Below are 15,533 nucleotides of genomic sequence, written 5' to 3'. Positions count from 1 at the left end.
GATAACTGATAACTGACCCCGCTTGCTAATAAACTCATAACTGTAAACTGTCCATGCCGCCCCGCAAACAACCCCGCCGCATCTCCCGCGAACTCGCTTTGCTGAGTTTAAGCCAAATCAAAGGAAGTTCCGAGCAATTGCAACACCAGCAATTGAACGATCTCGTCGTCGCTGCGATTAGAACGTTGACGACAGAAATTAACGACGTATTGGAAACAGCAGCAGCCGAAGTTCGACGCAGTAGCGATCGCATCCTTGCCAGCGAAACCCGCGCCAGCGACTTGCAAAGCGCTAAAGCAATGGTGAAAGAAGCGATCGAACTGACGCAAACCGCTATCAACCGCTTGGGGACTACCGTTGAATTGCCCGAATTCATTCAACTTGCAGAGCGCCAAGAAGTTCGGAAATACGCGCTCGATCTCATTGGTGCCATTAGTCGTCGCAAAGGCGAAATCGAAGAACTCCTCGGCAAAGCATTAGTAGACTGGCAGTTCGATCGCCTATCGCGCATCGATCGCGATATCCTTTCGATTGCGGTTGCCGAAATCTGGTTTTTTGAACTGCCCGAACAAGTCGCCATTAACGAAGCCGTCGAACTCGCCAAACGATATTCCGACGAAGAAGGACATCGCTTTATTAACGGCGTATTGCGGCGAGTCAGCAATATCTTAAAAGAAGAAGCTTCTTGAAAACCTTTTAAAAATCGGTTGGTCCGCTGCGCGTAAAGGCAAAATGCGGACGAACGCGCCCCGAAGTTAAACTCACCCACGCCAATCCTTCTTTTGTTCCCACCCACAGTTTATTGCCCGTATCCGGGGAAAGCGAGAGGATTTCGCTCGAAGGTAAATTGGGAACTTCCCCCAGAACCGCTCCGGTTTCCGCACGCAACTGCCACAGTCCGTTCGTCGTTCCCACCCAAACCGTCTTATCTTCCGCAAAGCGCACGGAAGTGACATTCAAACCGCGCATCGGCGTAACCGATCGCAAAATTTCTCGCGTGTCGGGATCGATAACGAGCAAACTATTCGGCGTTCCCACCCATAATTGACCGTCCGGCGCGACAGTAAGGGTTTGGACGACTCCGCCCGGAACCTCGCTAATGCGCCCGATGGGGTAAGCGCTCGCCGTATCGATGCGCGCCAATCCTTGCAGCGTTCCCACCCATAACTGACCGTCTTTGTCAAGGGTTAAAGCGTTAGCGCTGATACCGGGAAGCGCTTGCACCGTAGTCATTAACAAGCCTTCATCGGGACTGATTAACGATAAACCGCGATCGGTTCCCACCCATAAATAACCCCGGCGATCGATCGCTAACGACAGAATCCGATTCGAGGGTAAAGCAAAATTTTGCGCCGTTACTTCATTGCTGCGAGGATCGACGCGGACAATTCCTTCATAAGTCCCCACCCAAATTCGCCCGACTTTATCTTCTGCGATCGCGCCAATCGTATAGTTCGGCAGCGCAACCCGGGCTAAAATCTTACCCGTGTTGGGATCGATGCGCGTGAGTCCCAGCCAAGAACCCACCCAAAGCGCCTGTTGATAATCTCTTTGCAGCGCGGTAACGCGGAAATCTTTTTCTGGAGCGAGGTTGTCGTTAAGGCGGCGTTCGGGGGGAAGCGGGGTGTTAGGCGGCGGCGGTGCGTCGTTAGGGAAGCGAGGAGCGTATTCTCCCGGTTCGGGTAACTCTTGGGCGGAAAGTTGGGGCTGCGGCGCAATCCAACCCAGTAGGGCAGTGCAGAAGATTAAACCGAGGCGCGTTGTCAGGGAAATCATGGGAAATAATTGATAATTGACAATTGATAATTGATAATGAAATATATAGCACTACCCATAAGTTAGGACGTTCGGTAGGGTGGGTAGCGCCCACCAATCAAGACTTTCAGCTTTTAGTGCTGCTCATTATTGGACAGGTAACGCTATAACTTGAAAATTTATAGAGTGCAGTTTTGAGTTCCAAGCACCAATCTTAGCGAATTGCGATCGATCTCAAGCTTAATCGATCGCTTAGCGTTCGGAATTCGTCATTCATAATTCATCATTCAAATTTCCGATCGTCCCAAACGACTGGCACGCTCAATTGCAGCTTTTTCTCTGGCCCGCCGTAGATAGGGTTGCAATTGCTCGAGGGTAAGTCCGCTTAAGATACTCAAATCTTCTAAATCGATTCCTTTGGCGAGCATATCGAGACACCAAGTTTGTCGCGCTTGTTCTATTCTCGGCGGATAACCGTCAGGAGCGAGCAATTCTGAGGTGAGAACTTGCCATTTGTGACGCAATTCAACGGCTGAGAGCGGTTGTCCCGCTTCATTGAGAAAGAGAGCGGTTTCGCTATCTTTGCGGCTTTTGAGCCACTGGGTTAAGGGATTGTTGGCGTTGGAACCGTAGCGTTTGCCGAGAATTCCGCGATCGAGGGGAACTTGGCGCGGGCGCTTGAGGTTAACTTGTAACACGCATTGGTGCGGTTCGCGGATTAAGTGCGAGCGCGTCAAACTGGCGATTTCTTCCGGCGAGAGTCCGGCAGCAAACAGCACGTACATCCAAGCATAATCGTTGCGCGATCGCTTTCTGGCTCGTTGCAGTAGGGTATGGACTAAAGTGCTTGGCAATTCCGAGACGGTTGTTAGGGCAGAGGGTTTGGAAGTCCGCTCCAAGTCGTGGCGCGATCGCGATGCGATCGCACCGTGTAAGAATAATTGCACGATACTCGCGATCGCCTCCTCTCGTCCCCGCCACAATTGATGTCCTTCGCTCGTAGACTCGACTAAAAAATATCCCAACAACACCGTATTGAATAAACTCGCCAGCGTTTCTAACGGCAGCGTATTCGCACAATCCACTCGCTCCAAGACGCTCGCGAAATAGTTCGCCACATAACGGTTCCCCTCCGTCAAGCGCCGCCCTAATGCTTGCCGGGTTTCCTCCGGCGACTGTCCGGCTTCCCCAATCAGCGATCGCACCAACTCCGGAACGCGCTCCAAACTCTGCAAGCGAAACTCTGCCATCTCTTCAAAAGCCTCAGCCAAACTGCCCCGCTCGCGAGCCGCTTCTCGGTACGCCGGTTCGTCCGAACGCGCTAGTGCCTCCGTCTCTTCCAACACCGCTAACAGTAAGCCCTGCTTATTCCCAAAATGACGAAACAGCGTGACTTCATTCACCTGCGCTCGCTCTGCCACCGCCTTCGTCGTCGTCTCTGTAATTCCCTTGGAAGCAAATAATTCTAAAGCTGCCTGAATCAGGCGAATTCGGGTTGATTTTTGTCGATTTGGCATAATTTCCCCATGCAAGCGTTACTTGCATTGCCGTTTGCTTCTCTGCTATTGTAAAAAATGTAAGTGTTACTTGCACAAACGGGCAACGACGATTCAAAGCCCTTTATCGTTGGCAGCCCGCGAACAAACAGATATCTCATTTAGCGAACATGACATCACCCGCGATCGCGTCCGAGAGCCAACCCTTGAAGCTTTCCTGGATCAGTTTGATATTTTTTGCTGCCATCCACCTCTTAGCGTTCGGTCTTGCGCCCTTCTTCTTTACCTGGAAAGCGCTAGGAGTGGCGCTCTTGCTTCACTGGTTTCTCGGTAGCATTGGCATCTGTTTGGGCTATCACCGATTGCTCAGCCATCGCAGCTTTCAAGTTCCCAAACCCTTAGAGTACGTTATTACGACGATTGGCGCGATGGCCCTACAAGGCGGACCGATCTTTTGGGTTGCCGGACACCGCTTGCATCACGCCCATACCGAAGATGCCGAAAAAGATCCCTACGCCGCCAGTAAAGGTTTTTGGTGGAGCCATATGCTCTGGATGCTTTACCCGCGCGATGAATTCTTCAACTATGAATTCTACAAAAAATATGCGCCCGATTTAGACCGAGATCCTTACTATCGCTGGCTCAATCGTAACTTTTTCTGGCTGCAACTCCCGCTAGGGATACTACTCTACGCGATCGGCGGCTGGCCTTTTGTCGTCTACGGAATGTTCGTGCGCGCCGTCGTTCTCTGGCATAGCACCTGGCTGATTAACTCCGCAACGCATATGCGAGGCTATCGCACCTTTGAAGTTGAAGACGGTTCTCGCAACCTCTGGTGGGCAGCGCTGCTTACTTATGGCGAAGGTTGGCATAACAACCATCATGCCCATCCTCGCGTTGCCAAAGCCGGACAACAATGGTGGGAAATCGACATAACTTGGTGGTCGATTCAAGTCTTGCGCGCCCTAGGTTTAGCGAAAAAAGTCGTTCTTTAAACGTATTTTTAGAACCGCAGTTGGCATCGCTCTTCCAGTAGCCAATTCGGCAGAGCGGGCAGCATCCACCAACCCAGACTTTTGTGCGTTTAGAAATTTATATTCCCCAGTCAGAAGTGATATATCAAGTTGAGACTCTCCGCGCTAGAAGTGCGGAGATTTTTCGTTTCTAGAACCCTTCAACGTTTATATTGATACTCCCCAGCCAGTCGGAGAGGGGATTCTTGGTTCACCGAGCCGCTTAAAACATGAGGAACCGCGATCGCATCTCTCGGACAACCGGGAGCCAGCAGTAAAATCAAGGCAAGCGCGCCGACCCTTTAAAACTGGGACATCTACGCAAATCTACTTAACACTGTTCCTGCGTCTTACAAAATTGGTGATATTAAGCGGTGTCAGAAGTCAAATTCTCGGTGATAGTAGAAATATTAAGAACAGCACAACGATCCCATGCCTCTCACAGCGATCGCTCGCATTGCAACTTCAATCCTCAAGCGAGTTCCTCTCCGCACCGTTCTCATTATCCCCTTCGTCCTTCAAATCATCACTGCCGTTGGTTTAGTCAGCTATCTCTCATTTAGAAACAGCCAGCAAGCCGTTAACAGTCTCGCTAACCGCTTGCTAGAAGAATCGAGCAAGCGTGTCGAAGACCACCTCACCAACCATCTGACCGAGCCGCATCACATTGCGCATGATATCGCAAACCTCATTAATTTCGAGTTCATAGAAGCCACAGACTTAGATGCGATCGAACATTTTCTTTGGTACTCCGCCAAAGAGTCCACCGTCAGCTACATTAACTACGGACTCGAAACCGGAGAATATATCGGCGTGGGGTACAACAGTAAAGAAGACCTCCAAAACAAACGACTCTCCATCAGCGAAATTTCCTCTCGTACTAACTGGCAACAGCGTAACTTTATCCGAGACTCCCAAGACCGTCAGAGCAAGCTCGATTCCTCTGTCTACTCGCGCAATCCTCGCAGTGAAGTTTGGTATCGACAAGCCATCACCGCCAACAAACCAATTTGGAGCAACATTTATCTAAGTTACAGTAAAGGAGAAGGAATCCTCTCCCTAACCGCCCTTCGTCCCCTCCAAAACAGAAGTGATAAATCGATAGGCGAAATCGGCGTTAGTATCGCAACCTCAACCCTTGATGATTTCTTACAACAAATCGACTTCAAAGACACCTACAAAATCGTTATTGTCGATCGCAACGGCATCCTCATCGCTTCCTCGCGCGATGAAAAACTCTATCCATCTCATCAAAATAACCCCAGCCCGCTGAAAGCAATCGACAGTGAAGATCCCCTGCTGCGCGCCGCAACCCAGTATTTGCTCGCCAAAAACGGTAACTTCGACGAGATTGAAACCTCCGGCCTTTCAAAATTCGATTATCAGGGCAAAACCCAATACGTCAGAGTACAGCCCTGGAAAGACGAATATGGTCTCGACTGGCTGATTGTTATGGTCGTGCCGGAAGCCAGCTTTATGGGACAGATCGAAAAAAATAACGCTCATACCTTGCTTTTGTGTATTGCTGCCGCTCTATTCGCCTTATTACTCGGGCTAATAACTTCTAGCTGGATTATCCGACCGATTCGACGGTTGAATGATGCCGCCAAAGAAATTGCTAAAGGTCGATGGGACAATAAAGTGCGAGCCGATCGCGCCGACGAAGTGGGACAATTAGCCCAATCCTTCAACAGCATGGCCGAACAACTTCAAGAATCTTTTCACACCTTAGAACAGCGCGTTGACGAACGCACGGCTCAACTTGCCGAAGCCAAGGAAAAAGCCGAAGTTGCCAATCAAGCCAAAAGTTCTTTCCTTGCAAACATGAGTCATGAATTGCGTACCCCCCTCAACGCAATTCTCGGTTTCACTCAACTGCTGGTTCGTAACGGCAATTTTGCCGCCGAACAGCGCGAACATCTTCAAATTGTCTATCGCAGCGGCGAACATCTCCTCGCGCTGATCAATCAAGTTTTGGATCTCTCCAAAATCGAAGCCGGACGGACTACCTTGAATGAAGTCAACTTTGACCTCTACGAATTGCTCGAGACCCTCGAAGAAATGTTCCATCTGAAAGCGAATGAGAAAGGGCTGCAACTCATTTTTGAGCTATCTCCCGACCTCCCCCGCTATCTGTACGCCGATTCCATGAAACTGCGGCAGATTTTAATCAATTTGCTGAACAACGCGCTCAAATTTACGCAAGAAGGCGGCGTATCCCTATACGTTTCTACTCTGCCTTCGTCCCCCTCCCTCGCCGATGAAAATCCAAAAACTACCTTCCATTTTGCAGTTCGAGATACGGGTTCGGGGATTGCGCCAGCAGAAATGGAGCAACTGTTTGAAGCCTTCATACAGACAGAAACGGGGCAGCAAGCGCAAGAAGGAACGGGATTAGGGCTGCCTATCAGTCGTAAATTCGTGCAAATGATGGGTGGAGAGATAACCGCGAGTAGTCAGGGTTATGTCCTACAGCCTACAGGTCAAGTTCTCGCGCTCGAACCAGCAGCAACAGCAAACCGGGCGCAAGATACGATCTTTGAATTTACGATTCAAGCATTGGTTGTGAGTGCTAGCGATATCCCCAGCCAACAGCCCCAGCGCCGCGTTACCGCCCTCGCCCCCAACCAACCGAACTATCGCATCTTAGTGGTGGATGATAAAGCTTTAAATCGCCAATTACTCGTTAAGTTGCTCGAGCCGCTCGGTTTTGCGGTGAATGAAGCAGCTAATGGTCGAGAAGCGATTGAAGTTTGGGATGCTTGGGAACCTCATTTAATTTTTATGGATATGAGAATGCCGGTAATGGATGGTTACGAAGCAACTCAGCAGATTAAACGAACTGTAAAAGGAAATGCCACAGCGATTATTGCCTTGACAGCAAGCGTTTTGGAGGAGGAACGCGCGGTGACGATTTCTGTAGGGTGCGACGATTTTTTGCACAAGCCATTTCGCGAGTCCGAAATTTTTGCGGCGATTAATAAGCATATTGGCGTGCGTTATCTTTATGATAAAGATGAATCGAACTTCTTGCAAATCGATGTGTCTCAACCGACAGCGCATGAGATAGATGCTCTTCCTACTGCCTGGATTGAGGATTTCAAGTATGCGCTTTTGGCTGGCGACTCCGACCTTTTCCCACCCTTACTCGAAGCGTTGCGCGATCGCAACCCTACCTTAGAACGCGCGATCGCGCAATCTCTCGATAATTTTGAGTATGAGAAGCTCTTGAACCTGATTACCAACCGCCAGGAAAATCAACCTTAAAAATAAAAGTGTTTCCTTAGTAATATCTACTTATTGACAAATTATTTGGTGTTAGAGACTGTGAACTATACTGACAATAAAAACGAGCGCGTGAATATTCTAATCGTTGACGATACGCCCGCTAACTTAAAGCTTCTCGCAAATGTTCTTAAAGAAGAAGGGTATAAAATACGAGCATCTCCAAATGGAAAAATTGCTCTTGAAGGCATAAAAATATCTCCTCCAGACCTTATTCTGCTCGATATCATGATGCCGGAAATGAACGGATATGAAGTTTGCGAAAAGTTGAGATTAGAGGAGAGATATCGAGATATCCCAATTATTTTTATCAGTGCCTTGAATGAAGTTTTTGATAAAGTGAAAGCTTTTGAATTAGGAGCAGCAGATTATATTACCAAACCTTTTCAAGCCGAAGAAGTTTTAAGCCGCGTCAGAACGCATCTCGAAAAACGATTCCTTCAACAAAGCTACGAGCAAAAAAACCGAGAATTAACCGAAACACTAGAGTCGCTAAAAATGGCTCAAGCTCAATTAGTTCAATCCGAAAAAATGGTGTCTCTCGGACAGTTAATTGCCGGAATTGCCCATGAAATTAATACACCGCTCGGAGCCATTCAAGCCTCAGCAAGCAACAGTACCAAAGCCTTAAAAGAATCTGCTAGCCAATTACCCGCATTATTTGAAAAACTATCAAATCGACAACAGCGCGAATTTTTCGAGCTAGTCGAACAAGCCTTAAACTCTCGCGTTTTCCTGTCCTCCGAAGAAACGCGCTCGCTTCGACGCGCCCTCACGCAACAACTCCAAGATAGCGGGATTGAGGAAGCTCGAGATGTGGCAGATACCTTGCTCGATATGGGAATTTGCGATCGCATCGAGCCGTATCTTCCCTTACTGCAATCGCCTGAAGCCGACTGGATTTTGCAGTTAGCTTACAACTTAGTCCGCTTGCAGAGTAGCAACAAAACGATTCTTTCCGCCGTCGAGCGCGCCTCAAAAGTCGTCTTTGCGCTAAAAACCTATGCCTACCAAAATCCGAGCGGAGAAAAACAATCGGTTAGAGTCGCAGACGGCATTGAAACTGTCCTAGAATTGTATCGCAACCAACTCAAGCATAAAATTGAGGTGGAGCGCGCTTACCAGCCCCTTCCGAGCATCATGGTCTATCCTGACGAACTCAACCAAGTCTGGACGAATTTATTGCACAATGCTATTTATGCAATGAACGGTGAAGGGCGCATCGCCATCGCCGTCGATCGCATCGGCAATGAAGCGATCGTGAAATTTACCGACTCGGGTTGTGGAATCGCACCCCACCTTCAACAGAAAATCTTTGAACCTTTCTTCACGACTAAACCTCTAGGAGAAGGCAGCGGTTTAGGTTTAGATATCGTTCGGAAAATCATTGAAAAACATGAAGGTAAAATACAGGTAAAAAGTCAGCCGGGATGCACTACCTTTACCATTGCTCTACCGCTCAAATTCGCGAGCGAGCCATCGAGTTCTGATTCTTTGCCCCGCTCGGAGAATTAATTTTCCTCCGCTGGCTCGCCCAATGCAACTATCCATCCTTCGATTCAACTGGCGTTTTTTACTTTAAGCGTTATGCCCAAGCCTGCAATCTTATGTGTTGATGACGACACTGTTGTTCTTGAAAGCCTAAAAGAACAACTCAAAAGAAGATTTGGTCGCCGCTATTCCTATGAAACAGCCCAAAGCGCCGCCGAAGCCCTGGAAATTCTCGAAGAACTCGATAATGACGGCATACCCATTCTGCTGGCAATTTCGGATTGGCTGATGCCAGGAATGAAAGGAGACGAATTTTTAATCGAGGTTCACCGTAAATTTCCTAAAGTCATTAAAATCATGCTCACTGGGCAAGCTGATGAAGAGGCAATTGCACGAGCAAAAGAACAAGCCAATCTTCATTATTGCCTTCGCAAGCCCTGGGATGAAAATGAGTTAGCAGAGTCGATCTTGTCTGGATTGGAGATGCTCGATGAGTAAATTCGCAATTCTCTGCATCGATGACGAACTGGTTGTTCTCGATAGTTTAAAAGAGCAACTCAAACGGCACTTCGGTAAAAAATATTATATCGAAGTTGCGGGCGACGGGTTAGAAGCTCTCGAAATCTTTGAGGAACTCACCGCCGAAGGCATCGAAATTTCGCTCGCTATTTCCGACGCGCATATGCCCGATATGAAAGGCGATGAAATTCTTATTAAGATTCACGAGCGTTCTCCCAATACCCTGAAAATTTTACTAACAGGACGAGCGAGTGCGGATGTCGTCGGGAATGCCGTCAATCAAGCCAATCTCTATCGATATATTGCCAAACCCTGGGATGAAACCGACTTAATTTTAACTGTAACGGAGGCATTAAGGCGTTACGAACAAGAACAAGAACTCGCGCAGAAAAACGAAGCCTTAAAGCAATTAAATGCCTCCCTCGAACAAAAAGTTATCGAGCGCACTGCCCAGCTTGAAAATGCCCAAAAAGCGGCCGAAGCTGCCAATCGAACCAAAAGTCAATTCATTGCTAACATGAGTCATGAGTTGCGAACCCCCCTCAACGCAATTCTCGGATTCAGTCAAATTCTCGCTAACGAAAACTCCCTAAGCAGCCAACAGCGGGAAAACGTCGAAATCATCAACCGCAGCGGCGAACATCTCCTCACACTCATCAACGATATTCTCTCCATTTCTAAAATTGAAGCCGGTCGCACGGTGCTGTACGAAAATTGTTTTAACCTACACGAATTGCTCGAAGAACTGTATCAAATGCTGAATTTGCGAGCAAAAGCAAAAGATTTGCAATTGGTCTTCGATCGCGCCGACAACCTCCCCCAACATATCCAAACCGACGAAAGCAAACTCCGTCAAGTCTTAATCAATCTCCTGGGAAACGCCATCAAATTTACTTCTCGAGGGAAAGCGATTTTACGAGCTTCCCTCGGACAGGAAACGCGATCGCAAAGCGAAGACGAACCCATTTTTTTACATTTTGAGGTTGAAGATACTGGGGTAGGCATCGCCCCAGAAGAACTCGACCGACTCTTCGAGCCATTTGTCCAAACGCGGACGGGTTACGCATCAATGGAAGGAACGGGTTTGGGATTGCCCATCAGTCGGGAGTTCGTTCGTATTATGGGCGGAGAAATTACCGTGCGCAGCACGGTCGGACTCGGCTCGATCTTCAGCTTTGCTATCCGCGTGAAAGCGTGCAGCGCGGCAGAAGTAGAAAGCAAACCCCATCGCCAGCGACCGATTGCCTTAGCATCGCCCTCAGACCCCTATCGTATCCTCATCGCCGAAGATGTAGAAGGAAATCGGAAAATGCTGGTGCGGATGCTAGAACCGTTGGGATTTAAAGTCAAAGAAGCAGAAAACGGTCGCGAGGCGATCGCACTCTGGCGGAGTTGGCAACCGCATCTGATTCTCATGGATATGCGAATGCCCGCCGTCGATGGCTACCAAGCCACCCGAACGATTGGAGAATACGCCCGCGCTACCAGCGCTTCCCCGATCGTCATCGCTCTGACAGCCAGCGCCTTTGAAGAAGATCGGCAAGCAATTTTCGCCGCCGGATGCGTCGATATTCTGGTTAAACCTCTCCAAGAAAATCTACTCTGGCAGAAACTGGAACAATATCTCGGCGTTCGCTATCTCTACTCCGAGGAACAACCGCCCCCCACCTGCGAAGAACTGTCTAAAGAACAAACAGAGCAAGCCCTTTCTCAACTCTCTCTCGAAGCACTAGCAGAACTGCATCAAGCCGCCTTAGAAATTAACTATGAAAAAATTAACGCTTCAATCTCTGCTATCGCTACCGATAATCCCCTCCTCGCTCATACATTAACCCTATTAGTCGATGATTATCGCCTCGATACACTTTTAGAATTGATTCAATCCGTTTGGAAAATGCAAACTCCTTACTCTTAACGAGTAAAGGCACGCGGCGAAGCAAGAAGAAAAGAGAATCTCTTCTCTCTCCTCGTCCCGTTTCCTCTAAAATGGAGTTTGACTTACAGGTTATGGCAGCAGTCGAAACTCAGAGCCAAAATAAGCTACCTAAACTCGGTTAGCTCGACTTCAATTAAAAACCCTTCTCAATCGTGCTGCGCGCCGGAGATCGAAAATAGGGTATGGGCATTGAAATTTAATCCGTTCTGCGATCGCGATGAGACTCTTACTGGTAGAAGATGACGAATTACTTGCCCAAACTCTCAGCACTGCTCTGAGCGCACAAAATTATGTTGTTGATGTCGCGGTTGATGGTGAAGAAGGCTGGAATTTTGCCCAAGCTTTCACCTACGACTTGATTCTGCTCGATGTCAGCCTGCCGCGATTGGATGGAATCGCCCTCTGTCGGCGACTGCGCAAGCAAGACTATAACAACCCGATTCTTCTACTAACTGCTAAAGACTCTAGCGAAGATAAAATTGCTGGGTTGGATGCAGGCGCGGACGATTACATGGTCAAGCCTTGTACCGTTAGCGAATTGTTTGCTCGTCTGCGCGCCCTCTTACGCCGACGCAGCGCCTCGGGCGCGCCCGTACTCGAGTGGGACGCGCTGCGCTTAGATCCAGTCGCCCACGAAGTTATGTGGGAAGAGCAACTCCTATCCCTATCCCCAAAAGAATACAGTTTGCTGGAACTGTTTTTACGGAATCCCCGGCGCGTTTTTAGCAAGCAAGCGATTCTGGAACATCTTTGGTCGTTTGACGACCCTCCCAGCGAAGAAACGATTCGCGCTCATATTAAGGGTTTGCGTCGCAAGCTGAAACAAGTAGGAGCAGAAGAGGCAATTGAAACAGTTTACGGGATCGGCTATCGTCTCAAACCGTCGCCTGAAAAACAGACTCCTGTTGCCCAGCCAGACAGACCTTCGCCAGAAGAGGTTACTCGCGAACGAGCCGCTTCTAATCGGGCAGAGGATGCGGCTCGCGAACGGACACTTGCAGCAGTACGCAAAGTTTGGGAGCGGTTTAGAGGACCGATTATGGAGCGAATTGCAGCCGTTGACGAAGCGATTGCAGCGCTGCAATCGGGAACTTTAAGCGAGGAATTAAGAGCGAAGGCCGAGCAGCAAGCCCATAAATTAGCAGGTTCTTTGGGAATGTACGGGTTTAACGAAGGGTCTCACCTCGCCCGAGAGATCGAACAAGCGCTGGAGGGATTATCGGTTCGGGAGCCAGTTTCGACATCCTTGGCTTCTAACTTAAAAGCGTTAGCCGCGCAACTGCGCCACGAACTCGAACAGTCGCCCCAAGTGCCAGAGGCAGCTAGTTCGGAATTGGAGGTTCGGACTTTGCCCTCAGTCCAGACGAATGCCCCCTTTAAACTTATGCCGACCGCCAACGCTCCTTTATTATTAGTGGTCGATGACGATCCTTCCCTGACCGATCAACTCGAACAGGAAAGCCTGCATTGGGACGTGCAAGTCCAAGTGGCTGCGGATATTCCGCACGCGCGAGCCGCGATCGCGCGACAGCGCCCCGATGCTATTCTTTTGGATTTAGCCTTCCCCGAAGCTCACAGCGAAGGATTGGAGTTGCTTGAGGAACTTTCCGAACATCAGCCCAATCTTCCAGTTATCGTCTTCACGCGGCGCGATGGATTTGACGATCGCGTTTCTGTGGCGCGTTTGGGCGGGCGGGCTTTTTTGGCGAAGCCGGTTTCGCCTTCTCAAGTGTTCGAGACGGCGATCGATGTGATGAAACGCACTCGCACGCCGGAAGCGAAGGTGTTAGCCACCGATGACGACCCGATTTTGCTGGCTGCGATCGAACAATTTCTGGATCCTTGGGGGATCGAACTGCATACTCTCTCGGATCCGCGCCTGTTTTGGGAAACGCTGGAAGCAACCGCACCGGATTTATTGATTTTGGATGTCGATATGCCGGAAATTAACGGCATCGAACTCTGTCAGGTCGTTCGCAACGATCGCACCTGGCAAGGACTGCCGATTATTTTCTTAACCGCTCGGCGGGACCCGCGCACGATTCAGCGAATTTACGAGGCTGGCGCGGATGATTACGTGCCGAAACCCGTTACCGAACCGGAACTGGTGACGCGCATTGTCAACCGCCTCGAACGGACGCGGTTGCTGCGCAATATTGCCGAAACCGATACGCTGACGGGGGTGGCTAACCGCTATCGCTCTCAGCAAGAGTTTAACCGCTATCTGCGCCTTGCTCGCCGCTACAACCAACCCCTGACATTGGCAGCGATCGATTTAGACCATTTTAAGAACATTAACGATCGCTACGGTCATGCGACTGGCGATCGCGTCTTGCAACGCCTCGGGCAGTTATTACGCCTGACTTTTAAAAGCGAGGATATTGTCTCGCGCTGGGGGGGCGAAGAATTTATTGTCGGGATGTACGGGCTGACTCAACCGGAAGGCATTCAGCGCTTAGATGCTTTATTGGTGGCGATGCGTGCCGAAATATTTTTGGTCGCCGAACAGGAACCTTTGCGCGTAACTTTTAGCGGCGGCGTAGCTGAATATCCCAAACACGGTATCGATTTACAAAAGTTATATCTTTCCGCCGATGCTGCGCTCTACCAAGCTAAGAAGGCAGGACGCAATCGCATTATTGGCTTTTCTTCCCATTAATATCTTTCCGGTGCGGAGCCCATTTCTATAGAGTCGGTCAACTACTCGGTCACGGGCAAAATTACGAGGGTGGGCAAACCTATCAACCTCTCAATGGCTCGAGGTTGTTAAACGTTATCAATAGTCAATTGTCAATTGTCACCCTGCCACAGGAAGCGCATAGGGCAGCCAGTCGCGCTCCCTAGAAACAGCTTCGCAGCCTCTAGCAATTAAATCGCCCGCGCGTTTGGCATCAACGGGCTTCGAGAACAGATACCCTTGCAGAAGATTGCAACCCAAAGCTTTCAGTTGAGCTAACTCCTCGATCGTTTCAACGCCTTCAGCAATCACTCCCAAACCCATCCCCGAAGCGAGGTGAATGATGCCTCGAATCATACCCCATTGTTTGCCGCGCACGAAAGAGCGATCGATTTTGAGAACGTCGATGGAGAGTTCGTAGAGCCTCGATAGCGAGGAGTAGCCAGTGCCGAAATCATCTAAGTATAATTGAATGCCCGTTGCTTTCAACTCCCGCAAGCGCGCGATCGCTGCTTCTGAATTTTCAATCAAGACGCTTTCGGTTACTTCAATGCGCAAACTTCCCGGCGCAATACCCGTTTCCTGACAAACTCGTTGAATCTGCTGGCTTAAATTCGGTTGTAACAATTGAACCGGAGAAAGATTGACGCTGACCGTAAGGGGAGGATAGCCCGGAAATTCATCTTGCCATTGGCGCAACTGGCGGCACGCTTGGCGAAGAACCCAAAGTCCCAAACGGTCAATCGCGCGGGTTTCTTCGGCAATGGGTATAAACTCTTGAGGCGAAATAAAGCCGCGTCTGGGATTATACCAGCGCAGGAGGGCTTCAAACCCCATAATGCGTCCGGCCTTCGCGCAAACAACGGGTTGATAGTAGAGTTGAAATTCGTTGCGTTCTAAAGCCGAGTAGAAATCAGCAGCCAATCGCAGGCGCTCGAGATCGGCAACCGATAGCACTGGCATTGCCGTACACTTATCCTTCTCCAGCGCTGCGAGCAAGCGCAACAAGCGATCGACATTATTCGCTGCAATGGCCAACAAGCGCTGACTTTTTTCGGAGTTGATATCGATCTTGCCGCTGAGAAGCAGGCCCAAAGCACCCTGAATTGAGGTAAGCGGGGTTCGCAGTTCGTAGCTGATTGTTGCAGGAGTAGCAGCGCTCGGTTGACCCTCTAAAGGCCGATAAGATTTTTGTTTGCTCCTTGCACCTGTTACATCCCCGATCGCTCTCATGGCTATAATTTCCTGTAAAAGTTGCTCTCTGGCGGATTAATTGATTAGAGTTAAGTTGACTCAAATTAGCTCTAGTCTAGAGTTAAAACGTGAAAACTCCGTGAATGGCGAGTTTTTTTTACGAGCGA

At 49.4% G+C, this 15,533-nt stretch carries 11 protein-coding genes; 7 read left to right on the top strand and 4 right to left on the bottom strand.

Annotated elements, in window-relative coordinates:
• Positions 1 to 53: 53 nt before the first annotated feature.
• A complete protein-coding gene (gene nusB, locus H6G50_RS04660) occupies positions 54 to 689 on the top strand; it encodes a transcription antitermination factor NusB (protein WP_190713762.1) in 636 nt (211 codons plus the stop codon).
• A 7-nt stretch (positions 690 to 696) separates the two neighbouring features.
• Here the strand turns inward: nusB and H6G50_RS04655 are convergent, their stop codons facing one another.
• Together H6G50_RS04655 and H6G50_RS04650 are read right to left on the bottom strand one after the other, a co-directional pair.
• On the bottom strand, positions 697 to 1,776 hold the full coding sequence (locus H6G50_RS04655; RefSeq protein WP_190713760.1) for a two-component regulator propeller domain-containing protein: 1,080 nt from the start codon (positions 1,774 to 1,776) through the stop codon (positions 697 to 699).
• Positions 1,777 to 2,042: 266 nt separating this feature from the next.
• A complete protein-coding gene (locus tag H6G50_RS04650; RefSeq protein ID WP_190713758.1) occupies positions 2,043 to 3,272 on the bottom strand; it encodes a TetR family transcriptional regulator in 1,230 nt (409 codons plus the stop codon).
• A 149-nt stretch (positions 3,273 to 3,421) separates the two neighbouring features.
• Here H6G50_RS04650 and H6G50_RS04645 point away from each other — a divergent pair, with 149 nt between their 5' ends.
• Positions 3,422 to 4,246 carry a fatty acid desaturase gene (locus H6G50_RS04645; RefSeq protein WP_190713756.1) on the top strand — a complete coding sequence of 275 codons (825 nt, stop codon included), beginning with the start codon at positions 3,422 to 3,424 and terminating at the stop codon, positions 4,244 to 4,246.
• A 179-nt stretch (positions 4,247 to 4,425) separates the two neighbouring features.
• Here H6G50_RS04645 and H6G50_RS24365 read toward each other — a convergent pair whose 3' ends face one another.
• Positions 4,426 to 4,548, bottom strand: a complete 123-nt coding sequence (locus H6G50_RS24365; RefSeq protein WP_277882661.1) for a hypothetical protein — start codon at positions 4,546 to 4,548, stop codon at positions 4,426 to 4,428.
• A gap of 148 nt (positions 4,549 to 4,696) precedes the next feature.
• Between H6G50_RS24365 and H6G50_RS04640 the strand changes: the two genes are divergently transcribed.
• The 5 genes from H6G50_RS04640 (at position 4,697) to H6G50_RS04620 (ending at position 14,154) form a co-directional block, all read left to right on the top strand.
• Positions 4,697 to 7,531 (top strand): response regulator, encoded by a 2,835-nt coding sequence (locus tag H6G50_RS04640; protein ID WP_199302705.1) that lies wholly within the window; start codon positions 4,697 to 4,699, stop codon positions 7,529 to 7,531.
• 60 nt (positions 7,532 to 7,591) lie between these two features.
• Complete coding sequence (locus H6G50_RS04635; protein WP_190713753.1) at positions 7,592 to 9,064, top strand: response regulator; 1,473 nt, start codon at positions 7,592 to 7,594, stop codon at positions 9,062 to 9,064.
• A 72-nt stretch (positions 9,065 to 9,136) separates the two neighbouring features.
• Complete coding sequence (locus H6G50_RS04630) at positions 9,137 to 9,538, top strand: response regulator (RefSeq protein WP_190713751.1); 402 nt, start codon at positions 9,137 to 9,139, stop codon at positions 9,536 to 9,538.
• Entirely contained in the window at positions 9,531 to 11,474 is a 1,944-nt protein-coding gene (locus tag H6G50_RS04625; protein WP_190713750.1) for a response regulator, read from the top strand. The genes H6G50_RS04630 and H6G50_RS04625 overlap by 8 nt, the downstream gene beginning before the upstream one ends.
• Positions 11,475 to 11,712: 238 nt before the next feature.
• A complete protein-coding gene (locus tag H6G50_RS04620) occupies positions 11,713 to 14,154 on the top strand; it encodes a response regulator (RefSeq protein ID WP_190713748.1) in 2,442 nt (813 codons plus the stop codon).
• Positions 14,155 to 14,292: 138 nt separating this feature from the next.
• Here the strand turns inward: H6G50_RS04620 and H6G50_RS04615 are convergent, their stop codons facing one another.
• On the bottom strand, positions 14,293 to 15,405 hold the full coding sequence (locus H6G50_RS04615; RefSeq protein WP_190713746.1) for an EAL domain-containing protein: 1,113 nt from the start codon (positions 15,403 to 15,405) through the stop codon (positions 14,293 to 14,295).
• Positions 15,406 to 15,533 lie beyond the last annotated feature (128 nt).

This window comes from Oscillatoria sp. FACHB-1406 (assembly GCF_014698145.1).
Classification (GTDB): Bacteria; Cyanobacteriota; Cyanobacteriia; order Cyanobacteriales; family Spirulinaceae; genus FACHB-1406.
The sequence above is the reverse complement of the archived record's forward strand: the minus strand, read 5'-3'. Positions and strand labels throughout refer to the sequence as shown.